This is a genomic window from Dinghuibacter silviterrae, assembly GCF_004366355.1.
GTDB classification, from domain to species: domain Bacteria; phylum Bacteroidota; class Bacteroidia; order Chitinophagales; family Chitinophagaceae; genus Dinghuibacter; species Dinghuibacter silviterrae.
Genome location: NZ_SODV01000002.1, coordinates 180747 through 197023 on the forward strand (window position 1 = coordinate 180747; position 16277 = coordinate 197023).

Here is a 16277-nt window from a genome sequence, read left to right on the forward strand (position 1 = left end):
TTACCCCCCCGAATCACTACTCCCGGCCAGTGTATTTTGCCCTCCTAAACACGATTGTTTATGAGAAATTGCTTGCCAGGAGAAAAGGCATTCCTTTTACTGCTTTGCATGTTCCTCTCGGCCGGCCTGTGGGCGCAACAGGTCACGGTCCGGGGCCGGGTCACCTCCGGCGATTCCCTTCTTTCCAATGTAACGGTCCAGGTAAAGGGCGGGCGGGAGGCTACCCAAACCAACCCGGAAGGTTCATTTATCCTCACGGCGCCTGCAAACGCCACCCTTGTTTTTAGCCGGGTCGGCTACGCCACCCAGGAAATCACCCTTCGGGGTCAGACTTCCCTGTCCGTGACCCTGACCGTGACCAACCAACTGCTATCGGACGTGGTGGTGGTCGGGTATGGCACACAGAAACGGGCCGACGTGACCGGGGCCGTGTCTTCGGTTCCCAAGGACCGTTTGACGCAACTGCCGGTGACCAACGTTTTCCAGGCGGTCGAAGGATCCGTGGCCGGGGTATCGGTGACCAACACCTCCTCGGTGCCCGGGGCCGAACCCAGTATCCAGATCAGGGGGCAGAATTCCATCACGGCCAATTCCGGACCCTTTATCGTCGTCGACGGTTTCCCGATGACGGGGACCAACGCCACGATCAACGACATCAACCCCAACGACATCGCCTCCATCGAGATCCTAAAGGATGCCTCGGCAACCGCGATCTATGGGACCAATGGTTCCAACGGCGTCATCCTGATCACGACCAAAAGGGGGACGACGGGCAAACCGGTGATCCGGTTCAACGCGTACACCGGGTTTGACAAACTGGCGCATATCCTCGAACCCCGGGACGGTCCTTCTTATGTACAGAAGTACAAAGACTTTATGACCGAGACGAACCAGGTACAAACGAGCCCAGTTCCCAACTACTCGGAGCTGCCGAACTATAACGCCGGCAAAACCACGGACTGGATGAAGGAGGTGACCCAGCAGGGGATCACCAACGACAACAGCCTAAGTCTTTCCGGGGGGACGAAGGACGTCCACTACTTTATCTCCGGCGAGTATATGAAACAAAAGGGCGCCATCAAGGGGTATCAATACCACCGCGCCAGCGTCCGGTCCAACCTGGATGTGAACGTCACGGATTTCCTGACCATCGGGACGTCGGCTTATTTCACTTATAATAATTATGACGGGGGACAGGCCAACCTGTTGTACGCAACGGCCATGAGCCCTTACGGCCAGGAGTACAACACCGACGGCACGTACAACATTTACCCGATGTACCCCGAGCTGTTGTATACCAATCCGCTGATTGGTTTGTATACGACGAACGTCAACCACAACTACAACCTGAACGGGAACGGCTTTGCGGAAGTAAAGTTCGGGGGCGTGCTCACCGGTCTGAAGTACCGGCTGAACGCCGGGACGACGTATATCCCCGGCGCCATCTATACCTATACCGGCCGGGACGCCAACAACCTGTTGGGGAATGCCACGACCTTTAACAGTGAGACCAACAGCTACCTCATCGACAACCTGCTGACGTATAACCGCGATTTGGGCAAACACCATATCGACTTTACGGGTTTGTACAGCGCCCAGCAACGGAAGTATTTTGCGGAAGCCTTTTCGGCCACGGGTTTTGTCAACGACCTCCTGACCTATAACAATATCGGGGCGGCGTCGACCATCACCGCGGGCAGTACCGGGGGCGGGACCAACGGCTCCTACCAGTCGAAGTACAACCTGTTGTCGCAGATGGCAAGGATCAACTATTCCTACAATGACCGGTACCTCCTGACGCTGACCGCCCGCCGGGACGGTTCGTCTGTGTTTGGCGCCAACAACAGCAAATACGGTCTTTTCCCCTCCGCGGCCCTGGGCTGGAACCTCTCCCGGGAAGACTTTATGAAAAGCGTCCGCTGGGTGGACAACCTGAAGATCCGCGGGTCTTACGGCAAGACGGGGAACGAGGCCATCAACCCGTATGGCACCATCACCACGGACAATTCGGTGCAGTATACGTTTAACGGGCTGACCACGATCGGCGTTGTCGCCGGGAACCTGGGGAACGCCGATCTTCATTGGGAAAGTACCACACAGGCGGATGTAGGGATCGATTTTGGTCTCATCGATAACCGGGTAACCGGTACCGTCGATGTCTACCATGCCCATACCGACGGGTTGATCCTGAGCCGCCAGATCCCTTCGATCACCGGTTATACCAGCGTGCTGGACAACATCGGCCAAACCAGTAATGAAGGCCTGGAAGTGACGCTGAGTACGCGGAACATCGTCACCCGGGATTTTCGCTGGGAAACGATGCTCAACTTCGGTACCAACCGCAACAAGATCGTCGACCTCTACGGGGATCATAAAAGCGATACCGGCAACGTCTGGTTTATCGGTCATCCCATCGGCGTTATCTACGACTATGTGCGCCAGGGTGTCTGGCAAACCGGAGAGGACCCCTCCAAGCAGGACCCCACCGCCAAACCCGGCGACCTGAAGTTCGCGGACCTCAACCACGACGGCCAGATCACGGCCAAAGACAAAACCATCCTGGGGCAAACGACCCCCAAATGGACGGCGGGGATGACCAATACCTTTCACTACAAAAATTTTCACCTGAGCGTGTTTTTACAAACCGTACAGGGGATTATGAAGAACAACGCCGACGTCAACTATGTGGACGAGACCGGTCGCCGGAATACCCCTGCAGCGGTCGGGTATTGGACGCCCACGAACAACAGCAACTATTGGCCGGCGCTGTCCTATTTCAATACCAGGGGATATGGCTATCCGATGAACGCCAGCTTCACCCGGCTGAAGGATGTCACCCTGAGCTATACCGTTCCGGACAGGTACTTGCAAAAAGCACACCTGGGCGGTATGACGGTATACGCCAGCGGAACCAACCTGTATACCTGGACCCATTGGATCGGTTGGGACCCGGAGAACAACTATTCGATGCGGGGAACGGGTAACTGGACCAACAACTACCCGGAAGTCCGCAGTATCGTTTTTGGGATCAATGTGTCTCTTCGCTAAAACATTACACAAATGAAAAAGAACATCATCATAGTAAGCCTGATCCTACTGGCGGCGCTGGGTGGGTGTAAAAAGGGTTACCTGAACGAATCACCCTACTCTACATACTCTCCTTCGACCCTGACGGATTCGCTGGGTTTCGAGGCCGCTGTTTTCGGTTTGTACGAGCAGACGAGTCTTTACTATACCTATTCCAGCAACCAGGGCTGGCCAAGCGTCTGGCAGGTGGGGACCGACGTGGCATTTGCCACGCAACCCCAGGGGATAGAGGTACCTTATTATAACTATGCGAACCTGATCTCGACGGACCCGGCGGCCGACTTTGAATGGACGTGGGCCTACCAGTTGATCAACGACGCCAATGCCATCATCGCCAATGTGGAGAAGCCCGGGCTCAACAGCATCGGGGCGGCGGACAAGGCGGATATCGACGGGGAAGCGCATTTTTTCCGGGGATACGCCTACGAGCAACTCGCGATTTGTTTTGGGGGTGTTCCCGTCGTCACAGCCCCGCTGACGGCGCCAAAAACCGATTTCGTCCGGGCCTCGCTGGACACGGTCAATGGCCTGATCGTATCCGACCTCCAGTTTGCAGCGACGAACTTACCCGACATCGAGGCGGTCAAGTCCAATTCCGCGGGGAAAATGTATGGACGCGCCAACAAATACATGGCCATGCAAACCCTGGCGGAGTGTTACCTGCGGATGAACCAGGGCGCCCTGGCCGAACAGCAGACGCAGGCCATCATCAACAGCGGCAAGTTTAGCCTGGTCAATAACCGGTACGGTATACACGCCAGCCAGCCCGGGGATCCCTTCTCCGACATGTTTGTGTATGGCAACCAGCGCCGCAAACAGGGCAATACTGAGGCCATCTGGGTACTGGAACAAACAAACCCGTCTACCGCGGCGGGGGGTACGTCCGGCAGCGGTCAGCAACGGAGGAACTGGGGCGCGGCCTATTATAAAGAGGCTGGCATGGTCATCTGCGATTCGCTGGGTGGCCGTGGTATCGGCCGGATGCGGTTGAGCAACTGGGTGCTGTACCAGCTGTATGCCGCGGGCGACATGCGGAATTCGGAATACAATATCCGCCGGCATTACTGGTACAACGACGCCACCAAACCGGCCACATACGGGCAACCGGTACCTTATGACAATTCCGACACGGTGTATATCCTCTGTCCGCATACGACCAAGTGGTATTGTTTTGATCCCAACGACGTGTTTGGCTATGCCACGATCAAGGACTACATCATCATGCGGTTGGGGGAGACCTATTTGTTACAAGCGGAAGCGCAACTGCAGGAAGGACATCAGACCGACGCCGCTGCGTCGATCAACGCGCTGCGGACGCGAGCGGGGGCACCCCAGGTCACGGCCAGCCAGATCACCCTGGACTTTATCCTTGATGAGCGGGCGCGCGAGCTGATCGGTGAGGAAAACCGGCGGATGACGCTGATGCGGACGGGTAAGCTGGTGACCCGGACACTGGCCCTGAACCCTACGTCGGTTGTCAATCCGGTGACGGGGCTGACCAATACGGATTTGTTGTTGCCCATTCCCCAAAACGAGATATATCTTAATAAGGATGCCGTATTGACACAAAACCCCGGCTACTGATGAGGATTATTTTGGTTACGGGGCTCTTGTTTTTTTGTTCCGCCTTGTTTGCCCAGCGCTTCACCATGGGAGACAGTTGTTTCTTCCTGGACGGAAAGCCTTTCCAGATGATCTCCGGGGAGATGCATTATACCCGCGTCCCCCGGGAGGCCTGGCGGCAACGGATGAAGATGGCCAAGGCGATGGGACTCAACACGATCGGCACCTATGTATTCTGGAACGTACACGAACCGGAAAAAGGGGTGTGGGATTTTTCGGGGAACAACGACATCGCGGCCTTTGTAAAAACGGCGCAGGAGGAGGGACTTTGGGTGGTCCTGCGCCCTTCACCTTATGTCTGTGCGGAATGGGAGTTCGGAGGATACCCCTATTGGCTGGGCCGGGAAAAAGGGTTGGTGGTCCGGAGCCTGGAACCCTCCTACCTGGCCGAGTACCGGAAGTACATCATGGAGGTGGGCCGGCAACTGGCGCCTTTACAGGTCAACCACGGGGGCAACATCCTCATGGTACAAGTGGAGAATGAGTATGGATCGTATGACAGCAGCAAGGCCTACCTGGACACCAACCGGGCGATCTTCCGCGAAGCCGGGTTCGACGGCTTGTTGTACACCTGCGATCCCGCAAAGGATGTAGCCCGCGGGTATCTTCCCGGTCTGCTCCCCGCGCTCAACGGGGTGGACCGCCCCCCGACGGTCAAGCAGTTGGTCAATCGTTATCATAATGGGGAAGGCCCCTATTACATTGCCGAATGGTACCCCGCCTGGTTTGACGGGTGGGGTACTCGGCACCACATCACGCCCGCAGCCAAGTATACCGGTCGCCTGGACTCTGTCCTGGCGGCCGGTATTTCCATCAACATGTATATGTTTCACGGGGGCACGACCCGGGGATTTATGAACGGCGCCAACTATAATGACCATCGGCCCTTCGAGCCGCAGGTGAGCAGCTATGATTATGATGCGCCGCTGGATGAGGCGGGGAATCCGACGGAGAAATATTTTGCGTTCCGCTCCGTTATACAGAAACATCTGGCGTTTGTGCTGCCGCCGGTACCGGCGCCAAAACCGGCGATTTCTTTGGGTGTCTCTTTTACGGGTCTTGCGTCCTTGTTCGATATTTTGCCGGCGCCGGTTTCGTCTTTGTCACCGTTGACATTTGAGGACCTTCACCAGGCGTATGGGTATGTATTGTACCGGACATTTCTACACGGTGGCGTCTCCGGGATGTTGTCGGTTCAGGGCCTCCGCGACTATGGGCTTGTTTTTGTCAACGGTGTTCGTGTGGGGGTGCTGGACCGGCGCCTCTCCCTGGACAGTGTTTTATTGACGCTGCCACCGGGTCAAGTCCGGCTGGACATTCTCGTGGAGAACCTGGGGCGGATCAACTTTGGGCCTTACCTCTTGCAGAATGTAAAGGGGATTACCGGAGAGGTGTTTTTCGGGGGGGCAGCCGTGCATCACTGGCAGATGTTTTCGCTGCCCTTTCTGCGTCCTTCGTCGCTGCCGTTTCATTCTATTGCCGTTTCCGGCACTTCGCCGGTGGTGCGCCGGGGAACGTTTACCCTGGAACAGCCTTTGGACACCTACCTGGATATGCACGCGTGGGGCAAAGGCTGCGTCTGGGTCAACGGACATAACCTCGGGCGGTATTGGTGTATCGGACCCCAGCAAACGGTGTACGTTCCCGCCGAATGGTTAAAAAAAGGCGAGAACGAGGTCATCGTTTTTGAACTCTTAAAACCCGAACAGACGTCGCTCATCGGGATCGACCATCCCGTGCTGAACGTTGTACCATGAATTGCAGGACGGTGATGGAGTAGGGTGGAAGGGTTTGGTTGAGCGTCTTTACCGTCGTTTCCACCGGGACGATCTTTTGGGGATCGTCGATGGTATTGGTCCCGGTGGGGCTGTCGGCCTTCAGGGTCCACATCGTCGCACTTTTCCATGTTGCCCCGGTGATGTCGACGACGACTTTTTGTGCTGTTGACTGGGTGTTCACCAGTTTGAGGTACACGGTATCATTCTTTGTGGTGGCGGAATAAAAGAAAGCGTCGATGGTTTTGTCGTCCTTGGTCTGGGTGGGAACGTTGTCTGCGCTTGTTTTGATGATGGCGTTCCCGAGGTGGTTGCTAAAAAGCGCTTGTGCGTAATAGGAAGGAGAGCCGTACGCGGTGAGCGTATTGTACCCGATCAGGTCGCTCCGCCATTGCATGCCTCCCGGATCAACACGGACGAGGAGCGGGGCGTAACTGGCCATGATGACGTGGTCCGCGTTGTTTTCCATACCGGTCATCCACGCGGCGTCGCCAAGGGCGGCATTGAAGTTGGTCGTAGGGGAACCCTCACGGGTAGCCCATTCGCCAACAAAAACTTTGGGGCCGCTGCGGTCATAGTGATCGTACTGGTGGGCGTGCGCTTCCATCTCCCAGGCGTTGCGGTAGTAGTGTTCATCCACGATCTCCGTACGGCCGGCGGGTGCGGGGAAACGGCCGCCGAGCCAGTCTTTACCACCCACGGTGGAGATGACCTGCAGCCCGGGGTATTTGGTTTTGATGGCGTCGTAGAATTGTGCATAACGGCCTTCATAGCTGCCGGACAGGTCAAAGCCATCTTCGTTACCGATCTCGACAAAGTGCAGGGGAAAAGGATCCGGGTGGCCGTCCTTTGCGCGTTGGGCGCCCCATTTGGTATGGACATCCCCGGTGACGTATTCGATCTCGTCCAGGGCATCGTCGACAAAGGGCTGTAAAAAAGGGCCTGCCGTGAGGTAGTCTGTATTCAGGGTGTACCCGGCAAAAACGGCCAGCAGGGGTTCCATGTGCAGGTCCTCGCACCATTCGAGGAATTCCAGCAGGCCCATGCCGTCGGTGGACCGGTATCCCCAGGGACTCAGGTGACCCGGGCGTTGTTCGGCGGGCCCGATGGTTTCCTTCCAGTTCCAGCGGTTGGAAAAGTTCCATCCTTCGACATAGTTCCCACCGGGGAAACGCAGAAAGGAAGGCTTCATACCGGCCAGGAGCTGCATCAGGTCCGGTCTCAGTCCGTGGTCGTCATAAGTGGGTGGGAAAAGGGAAACCTGCGTAAACCAGTAGGTGCCTTCGCCGGCAGGACGTATGGAAAAACGGGCGTTAGCCGATGGCGTGCCGGCCGTTTTTAGGGTGAATGTGTACTGCTTCCAGTCATTGCCGATCGGGTCGACGGTGGTTTGTGCAAAGACGGTGTCGCCGTCCGGGCTTTCTATTTTTAAAGTGAGCGGCTGGCTGGAAGCACCTTTGTATTTTGCGTAGAAGCTACCTTTATACACCTGGTTCGGCCGGACCGGTATGCCCCAGAACCCTTGGTTGGTCACACCGGCGCCTGCCTTTGCTATATCCAGGCGGAGCGACACGGGCATGGCGTCATTGAGGGGATGTTGGCGGTCCAGGCTCATGGTGGCCTGGCTGGTGGGTGTTTGCACCAACGACCAGAACGCGGCGGTCTTGGCGGAATCTTTAAAAGAACGGTTGCGGATCAGTTCATCGTAGAGACCGCCTTCGTAGGAAAAATTGATCTCCTCCGTCATCAAGCCGTACAGCCGGGGACTCATGGCTACCATGGGGGTGTCGAGGTGCAGGGTGAGGCGGGTTTGCGCGCTTGCCTTGCAGGCCGTTAACGCGAGCGCCGCCGGGAGCAGATATTTGCGCATAGCATCGTACTTTTGGAATAAGTGTAAAAATAACATTTTTTATGAGGGTATGCCTTTTGCTCGTTTTTTTGTTTTCCGCTTTTGTGCCGTTTGCACAGATCGCGCCGGGTGCCTTGTGGCCGGATGCGTCCGGAAACCACATCCAGGCCCACGGGGGGGGTATTTTAAAAAGAGGCGATGTCTATTACTGGTATGGAGAAGAACGGCGGCAGGGGCTGGATACGGCGAAACGGTTCGTCAGTTGTTACAGTTCCAGGGATTTGATGCACTGGACCTTTTTGGGAGACGTGCTTTCTTTAAGCGATCCGGAGCAACTCGGGCCACACTGGATACTCGAACGGCCCAAAGTCTATTACAATGCACCTACCCGGCGTTATGTCATGTATTTCCACCTTGACGACGGGCGTTATCAATTTGCCCGGGTAGGGGTGGCGGTCAGCGCGCAGGCCGAGGGCCCTTTTACGTATGTCAGGAGCTTCCGGCCGCTGGGGCACGAAAGCCGGGACATCGGGCAGTTTGTAGACGACGACGGTACGGCCTACCTCATCTTTGAAGACCGGCCTTTCGGGTTCCGCATCGCGCGGCTAAATCCTTCCGACTATCTCAGCCTCGACAAGGAAATGTGCCTGATCAAGGAACACATGGAAGGCGGCGCCATTGTGCACTACAAAGGCCTTTACTACGTCATCGGGTCGGCGCTCACCGGTTGGAGACCCAACCCCAACCAGTATGCGACGGCGGCGTCGCTGGAGGGTCCCTGGTCTTCTTTCCGCGACATCGCGCCCCCGGAGGTGAATACGTATGGCTCGCAATCGACCATGCTTTTAAAAGTAGACTCGACGGTGATCTTTATGGGGGACATCTGGAAACCTTCCACCCAATGGCTGTCCACCTATTTATGGATGCCGGTTGCTTTTTATCGCGACGGTTTATCATTGCGGCCACCGGAGCCCTGGAGCATCGATGTGCATACGGGTACGTGGCGTTTTGATTCTCTGAATGCGGCGGACGTTTTTTCCGCCGCGTTGAATCCGCGTGTGAAGCGAATGAACATTAGCCTGGATTCTTCTTCGGCGGAATTGCCGGTACGGCCGGGTACGGACCTTACGCATTTTGATCCGGAATTCGATAGGACCGGTGGGGTGATGGTGTTGCCTCATGGGGCGGTGGATTTTAGCCATGGGCCGGTGACTTACCGCGTAGGCCTTAGCGCGGCTTCGTTACAGACGTATACGGTCTCCGTCGTACCCCGGGTCAACCCCATCCTGGACGGCTTTTACGCCGACCCTGAAATACTCTACGCGCGGCACACGCATAAATACTATATTTACCCTACCTCCGATGGATACGACCGCTGGTCGGGCACCTATTTTAAAACCTTCTCTTCCACGGACCTGGTACACTGGAAAGAGGAGGGGGTCGTCCTGGACTTGCCCAAGAATGTTTCCTGGGGCAAGGTGAATGCCTGGGCGCCTAGCATAATCGAGAAAAACAACCGGTATTATTTGTACTTCTGCGCGGCTCAGAAGATAGGAGTGGCTGTGTCGGACAGCCCGGCGGGACCCTTTGTGGATTCCGGGAAACCGCTGATCGCGGTGAATCCTCCGGGCACGCATGGCGGACAGACGATAGACCCGGATGTTTTTGCCGACCCGGTCTCCGGAAAAGACTATTTATACTGGGGGAACGGCTATATGGCCGTGGCTGCGCTACAAGCGGATATGGTATCCATCGACACGGCCTCGATCCGGGTGATCACCCCGGACACGACCTTCCGGGAAGGCACGGAGGTAGCCTACCGGAAGGGCCGGTATTATTTCTTCTGGTCTCAGGACGATACCCGCAGCCCCAATTATTGTGTGCGGTATGGCTATGCGGCGTCGCCCACCGGACCGGTTACGATACCGGCGGACAACCTTGTCCTCGCAAAGGATCCCGCTTTGGGGATCTACGGGACGGGACACAATGCCGTTTTCCAGGTGCCGGGTACCGACCGTTGGTATATCATTTACCACCGGTTTACGAGACCGGCGGGTATCCGGATGGGATCCCCGGCGGGATACCACCGCGAAGTTTGTATCGATCGTTTGTCGTTTAATACAGACGGGACCATCCAACGCGTGAAACCAAGTTTATGAAGACGATAACTTTGCTTACCGCTTTTATGCTTTTTGCGGTGGGCTTTACAATGGCCCAGGATGTCGAGAAGACTCCCTCCGGCGTAAAGGCCGTAGTCAATGACATTTCGGTGGAGATCCGGTTTTACAGCCCCTCGATTGTGCGGGTGATCAAATATCCGGTCGGAAGGGTATATGCACGGTCGAGCCTGTCGGTGATCATGGAACCCCGGCCGGTGTCTTTTACCATGTCCACTTCGGGCTGGCGCGTCCTTCTGCAAAGCGATTCGATACAGGTGTCGCTGGATACGCGGACCGGCCGCGTGGCGTTTGCCTCTTTATCAGGCGCTTCGTTACTGACGGAAAAGGACTATGGGATCCAGTTCTCCCCCACGGACTCGTCTTTTATCGTGAGGCAGGCCTTTCTCCTGGACAAAAAGGAACCGATCTACGGTCTGGGCCAGCAACAAAACGGCCGTTTGAACCAGCGCGGCCAAAGGATCCGCCTGGCCCAGGAGAATATGAAGATCTGCATCCCCTTTTTCCAATCACTGAAAGGGTACGGGCTTTTCTGGGACAATTATTCACCCACCTTGTTTTCCGATAACCCCCAGGAGACCGCCTTCGAGTCGGAGGTGGGACAGGGGGCCGATTACTATTTTCTTTATGGAGCCGGTGGAGACGGCGTGGTGGCCCAGATGCGCGAACTAACGGGGCAGGCACCCCTGATGCCTTTGTGGGTGTACGGTTTTCTGCAATCCAGGGAGCGCTACAAAACGCAGTTCGAGCTCATGGAAGTGGTGCGCCGCTACAGGGCCCTGCAGGTTCCGATCGACGGGATCATCCAGGACTGGCAATACTGGGGGCAGGACAGCAACTGGAATGCGATGCAGTTCGATCCCATCCGTTTTCCAAAACCCAAATTGATGGTGGACAGCGTCCACGCGTATCATACCCACTTGTTTGTGGTTGCCTGGCCGGATTTTGGGCCGCTGACCAGGCAATATTCGGAGTTTGATGCCAAGCATCTTTTAATCAACTTCGATTCATGGCCGCCGAACGCAGGAGCCAGGCCTTATGATCCTTATAATCCTTTGGCCAGGGACCTCTACTGGGATTATCTGAATAAAGGGATCTTCTCCCTGGGTGTAGACGCCTGGTGGCTGGACTCTTCGGAGCCGGATCATATTGATGTAAAAGACAGCGATTTCGAGCAGCCTACCTACCTGGGGTCTTACCGCTCGGTCCAAAATGCCTTTCCCCTGATGCACATCAACGGGATATACACCCACCAGCGGAAGACAACTTCCGCAAAACGGGTGGTCATCCTGACACGTTCGGCCTTTGCCGGCCAGCAACGTTTTGGCTCCTGCAACTGGAGCGGGGATGTACGCTCCGACTGGAACGTCTTTCGGGCGCAGATCCCCGCGGGGCTGAACCTGTCCCTCACCGGCATCCCTTATTGGAACACCGATATCGGCGGTTTCTTTGCCGGACGGTTTGCCCAGGACGGCGGCGCCAAAAACCCCGAATTCCAGGAGCTTTATACCCGCTGGATGCAGTTCGCCGTCTTTACACCCTTTATGCGTTCCCACGGTACGGACATCCCCAGGGAGATCTACCAGTTTGGCGGGCCCGGGCAACCCATCTTCGACATCCAGGAAAAGTTCATCGACCTCCGGTATTCCCTGCTGCCCTACATTTATTCAACGGCCTGGCAGGTAACAAAGAACTCGGGTTCGTTCATGCGACCGCTTTTGTCGGATTTTCCGTCCGACACTTCGGTTTTTAATATGGACAACGAGTACATGTTCGGCCGTTCCTTACTGGTATCACCGGTAACGGAAAAGGGTTCGTCGATGCAACGCGTATACCTGCCCTCCGGCGCCAACTGGATCGACTTTTGGACGGGTGAGCAATTTACCGGCGGCCGCCGGATCATCAAAGGTACCCCTATGGACATTCTCCCCGTATTTGTGCGGGCGGGCTCCATCCTTCCCTGGGGACCGGAAGTCCAGTATGCCACCGAGAAAAAGTGGGACGACCTGGAAATACGCGTCTATCCGGGCGCCGATGCAACTTTTACACTTTACGAAGACGAAAACGACTCTTACAATTATGAATCGGGCGCCTATTCCGAGATAGATTTCCAATGGAATGAGGCCTCCCATACATTGACTGTCGGCGATCGCCGGGGACATTTCCCGGGAATGCCGGGGGAACGGAAATTTAAGGTCGTGATCATGGGGCGTGGTCCTGGTAAAGAAATACCCTATAATGGGAAAATGAAAAAAGTACAATTATGATACGGATTGCTTGCGCGCTAACCTTTGTGATGGGGCTTGTTGCCCGGGTTTTTGCCCAGACGGACCTCATCACCGACATCCCTTCCCGTCAGACAGTCAGCCTGAACGGGCGCTGGCAGTACATCATCGACCCCTACGAAACGGGTTTCCTGGACTACCGGTACAAGGAAATGGCCCGTTCCGACCGGAATGCCTATTGGAATTCCGACGTTCCATCCAGCAAAACGGATAAAATAGAATTCGGGTATACGGACAAATACAGCCTCATGGTCCCCGGTGACTGGAACCACCAGGATCCAAAGTTCGAGTATTATGAAGGCACGGTCTGGTATAAGAAGTCGTTCGACTTTGTCAGGCGTCATCCGGGCGATCGCATTTTTCTTTATTTCGGCGCCGTCAACTACCGCGCCGATGTCTACCTCAACGGCGTCAAGCTGGGCATGCACAAGGGCGGGTTTACGCCGTTTAATTTTGAGATACCCGATTCGTTGCTTCGGCGTGCGGGGAACTATCTGGTCGTCCGCGTGGACAACAGGCGTTATCCCGATGAGGTGCCTACGGTGAATACCGATTGGTGGAATTATGGCGGGATTACCCGCGAGGTTCGCCTGGTCGAGGTGCCGTCGTCGTTTATACGCGATTTTTTTCTACAGGCGGCTTCTGCTACCGCTTTGTCTGGCAGCATCCGGCTTTCGGGTTCGTCGCTTCCGTCGTCGGTCGTTGTCGGGATACCGGAGCTTGGCATTCGCCAAACCTTCCCTGTGACCGGTGACAGCGTGGGTATTGCGTTTTCCGTGCCCGGCCTTCAGCTTTGGTCCCCTTCTTCTCCAAAGCGCTACACCGTCGTCGTTACCGCGGGTGCCGACAAGGTCACCGACAAGATCGGCTTCAGGACCATCGAGGCCCGGGGCGGCCAGGTGCTGCTCAACGGCAAACCCATCTTTATGCGGGGCATCTGTATACACGAAGAAATACCCCAGGAGGGCCGCCGTGCTTATTCCGCCCGCGACGCCGCGCAATTGCTTGGCTGGGCGCGGGAGCTGGGTTGTAATATGGTCCGCCTGGCCCACTATCCCCACGACGAAACCATGACCCGTCTCGCCGACTCCCTCGGCATCCTCGTCTGGTCCGAAATCCCCGTATACTGGACGATCGACTTCGGCAACCCCGCCGTCTTTGACAAAGCCAACGCCCAGCTTCGCGAAATGATCACCCGTGATCACAACCGCGCCAGCGTCATCATCTGGTCCGTCGGCAACGAGACGCCCGTCAATACCACCCGCACCGACTTTATGCGCCGGCTCATCGCCTCCGCCCGTTCGCTCGACTCCACCCGGTTGATCTCGGCCGCGCTCGAAGTCAACTATGGATCGAGCGCCACTTCCAAGCGCGTCGTCGATGATCCCCTCGGACAATACGTCGACCTCGTTGCCTTCAACGAATACCTCGGCTGGTATGGCGGCCTGCCCTCTGCCTGCCGCACCGCCAACTGGAGCACCATCTACGACAAACCCCTCTTTATCAGCGAAACCGGCGCCGAAGCCCTGGGCGGCTACCACGCCGACTCCCTCACCCGCTGGAGCGAAGAATACCAGGCCTGGTACTACCGTGAGCAGGTCGCCATGCTACAACGCATGCCTGCCAACTTCGTGGGTCTCTCCCCCTGGGTACTCGCCGACTTCCGCAGCCCCAAACGCAATAATCCTCTTTATCAGGAAGGATGGAATAACAAAGGGGTGATGAGTCATAAGGGGGTTCGGAAAGAGGCTTGGGAGGTGTTGAAGAAATATTATCAGGCGAAATAGTTTTTTTAGCCGCTCCCTGGAGGCCCTCCGTATTTCACGGGAGGGCCTCCGTATTTTATAAAGTTTTCAAGATTTTTCTTGGAATTTAGAAGGATGGAGTACTAACTTAGTAGTCCGGTTCTGCCGATGGTCTAGCTGAATTTTCCCCTTTCTTTTTGGTTCGCTTTTATCGGGCACTGCGTGTGAGCGCTGTGCTGGAGAAGATATTTATTCTCTTACTGTACAGTGTAGGGGGATCTGACCCTATGTGAGCTAAAATTAATTATTAATCTAAAAATCAGATTTTATGGACCAGACTTACAATGAAGAAGAACAGAAGAATCCTGAAAAGCCTCAGGACAAAAACGAGCGCGCTGGCGGGGAGGAACCCAAAAGTGAGGAACCGCCTAAAGGCGAAGAGGAACCAGGTGATCCAGAGCCATTGGATGATGGGCATTCAAAAGGCTTACTTTCAGTAGAAGCGATAGAATTCAAGGAGCTGCCTCTCGGAAAGGAGATGGACTGGTTCAAACAAGCGGTGAGCCGGTTTGTGGCCGGTGGCGCGTACTTAATTGCCGGCCAGCCGGGTATAGGAAAGTCGACCCTAACGACACAAATCGCGCTGGATCTTTCGCGGGCGGGTAAGCGAACGTTGATTATTCAGACGGAGCAGAGGAAGGAAGAACTTCGCCACACGGTAACACACATGACAAAGCACTGGCCCGCCGAGCAACAAAAGCAGGCATTAAGGTTGATTGAACCGGAAAATGGGATTGAAAGCCTGGACCAGTTGCCCCTTTTCTTTGCCAAGGAGATAGCCAGCACCAAAGGAAGGTACCATGGGGTAAGCATGGTTGTTATTGACTCGGTACAGGGAAATGGACTTTCATCAGCGGCGACAAAGCAATACAATCAGCTGAATGAGTTCTGCCAACTGTGCAAGGCCGAAGAAATTACCGTATTCCTGGTGGCGCATGTAACAAAAAGCGGAGATATCTCCGGCCCGAAGGATTTTGAGCATAATGTTGATTGTGTTTTAATGATCAATAGGTTGCTACGGGGGAGCCGTCCCACAACCGTTACCAAAAACCGCTTTGGATACACATCCGGGAAGATCATCCCTTTGGAGATAGATAAAGAGACCAGGTGGTTAAAACTGTCTCCATACAACGTTACAGCCAACAGTGTAGCAAGGACATATCTGGGTCCTAAAATTGGCGTGGCTGAAGTCCAGGTAATGATTTCTTTGCCGCCACCCGAATCAAAAGGGTCCATTACTACACAAATAGTGGCCAAAAAGGGGATACAACAGCTTATGCCTATCATTGCTCAAATTCTCGATGCAGAGCACGAACAATTGAGGCTCGCCATTAACTGCAAAATGCCAAGGATCGATCATTATAGTCCATTAGCCGACATGGCGACGGGTATGGCATTAACGGCCGCTTATATACATAAGGACATCCCAGAACATTTTTTGTTTCTTGGTCAGATTGATTTACAAGGTAAAGTAAGGGATGTGCCCGGTGATCTTTTAAGGGAACTTTTAGAACAGATCAAGGCAGGGCATATCACATTACCGCTTCGGATATATTGCCCCAAAGAAGTCGCGGCGCAATTCCTGGAACAGATAGAAGACCTGGAGATTGTAGGTTGTGAGCAGTTTGAAGACGCGGTGTTTGACTTATGGCCGGATTTGAGGAAATGAACCAGGA

At 55.3% G+C, this 16277-nt stretch carries 8 protein-coding genes; 7 read left to right on the forward strand and 1 reads right to left on the reverse strand.

Annotated features, from left to right (window positions below):
• Positions 1 to 60 precede the first annotated feature (60 nt).
• Genes EDB95_RS17975 through EDB95_RS17985 form a run of 3 tightly spaced genes read left to right on the forward strand, consistent with a single transcriptional unit; the run spans position 61 to position 6467 of the window.
• On the forward strand, positions 61 to 3048 hold the full coding sequence (locus tag EDB95_RS17975; RefSeq protein WP_211352159.1) for a SusC/RagA family TonB-linked outer membrane protein: 2988 nt from the start codon (positions 61 to 63) through the stop codon (positions 3046 to 3048).
• A 12-nt stretch (positions 3049 to 3060) separates the two neighbouring features.
• Entirely contained in the window at positions 3061 to 4671 is a 1611-nt protein-coding gene (locus tag EDB95_RS17980) for a RagB/SusD family nutrient uptake outer membrane protein (RefSeq protein ID WP_133995534.1), read from the forward strand.
• A complete protein-coding gene (locus EDB95_RS17985) occupies positions 4671 to 6467 on the forward strand; it encodes a glycoside hydrolase family 35 protein (RefSeq protein WP_133995536.1) in 1797 nt (598 codons plus the stop codon). Before EDB95_RS17980 ends, EDB95_RS17985 begins: the two co-directional genes overlap by 1 nt.
• On the opposite strand, the gene EDB95_RS17990 is transcribed toward EDB95_RS17985, so the two are convergent.
• Positions 6427 to 8355, reverse strand: coding sequence for an alpha-L-arabinofuranosidase C-terminal domain-containing protein (locus EDB95_RS17990; protein WP_133995538.1), 1929 nt, complete (start codon positions 8353 to 8355; stop codon positions 6427 to 6429). The two genes, EDB95_RS17985 and EDB95_RS17990, sit on opposite strands and share 41 nt — an antisense overlap.
• Positions 8356 to 8396: 41 nt before the next feature.
• Between EDB95_RS17990 and EDB95_RS27785 the strand changes: the two genes are divergently transcribed.
• The 4 genes from EDB95_RS27785 (at position 8397) to EDB95_RS18010 (ending at position 16270) form a co-directional block, all read left to right on the forward strand.
• Positions 8397 to 10493 carry a family 43 glycosylhydrolase gene (locus EDB95_RS27785; protein WP_246073737.1) on the forward strand — a complete coding sequence of 699 codons (2097 nt, stop codon included), beginning with the start codon at positions 8397 to 8399 and terminating at the stop codon, positions 10491 to 10493.
• On the forward strand, positions 10490 to 12778 hold the full coding sequence (locus tag EDB95_RS18000) for a glycoside hydrolase family 31 protein (RefSeq protein ID WP_133995540.1): 2289 nt from the start codon (positions 10490 to 10492) through the stop codon (positions 12776 to 12778). The genes EDB95_RS27785 and EDB95_RS18000 overlap by 4 nt, the downstream gene beginning before the upstream one ends.
• Positions 12775 to 14583 (forward strand): glycoside hydrolase family 2 protein, encoded by a 1809-nt coding sequence (locus EDB95_RS18005; protein ID WP_133995542.1) that lies wholly within the window; start codon positions 12775 to 12777, stop codon positions 14581 to 14583. The genes EDB95_RS18000 and EDB95_RS18005 overlap by 4 nt, the downstream gene beginning before the upstream one ends.
• A 286-nt stretch (positions 14584 to 14869) precedes the next feature.
• Entirely contained in the window at positions 14870 to 16270 is a 1401-nt protein-coding gene (locus tag EDB95_RS18010; RefSeq protein WP_133995544.1) for an ATPase domain-containing protein, read from the forward strand.
• Positions 16271 to 16277: the final 7 nt, after the last annotated feature.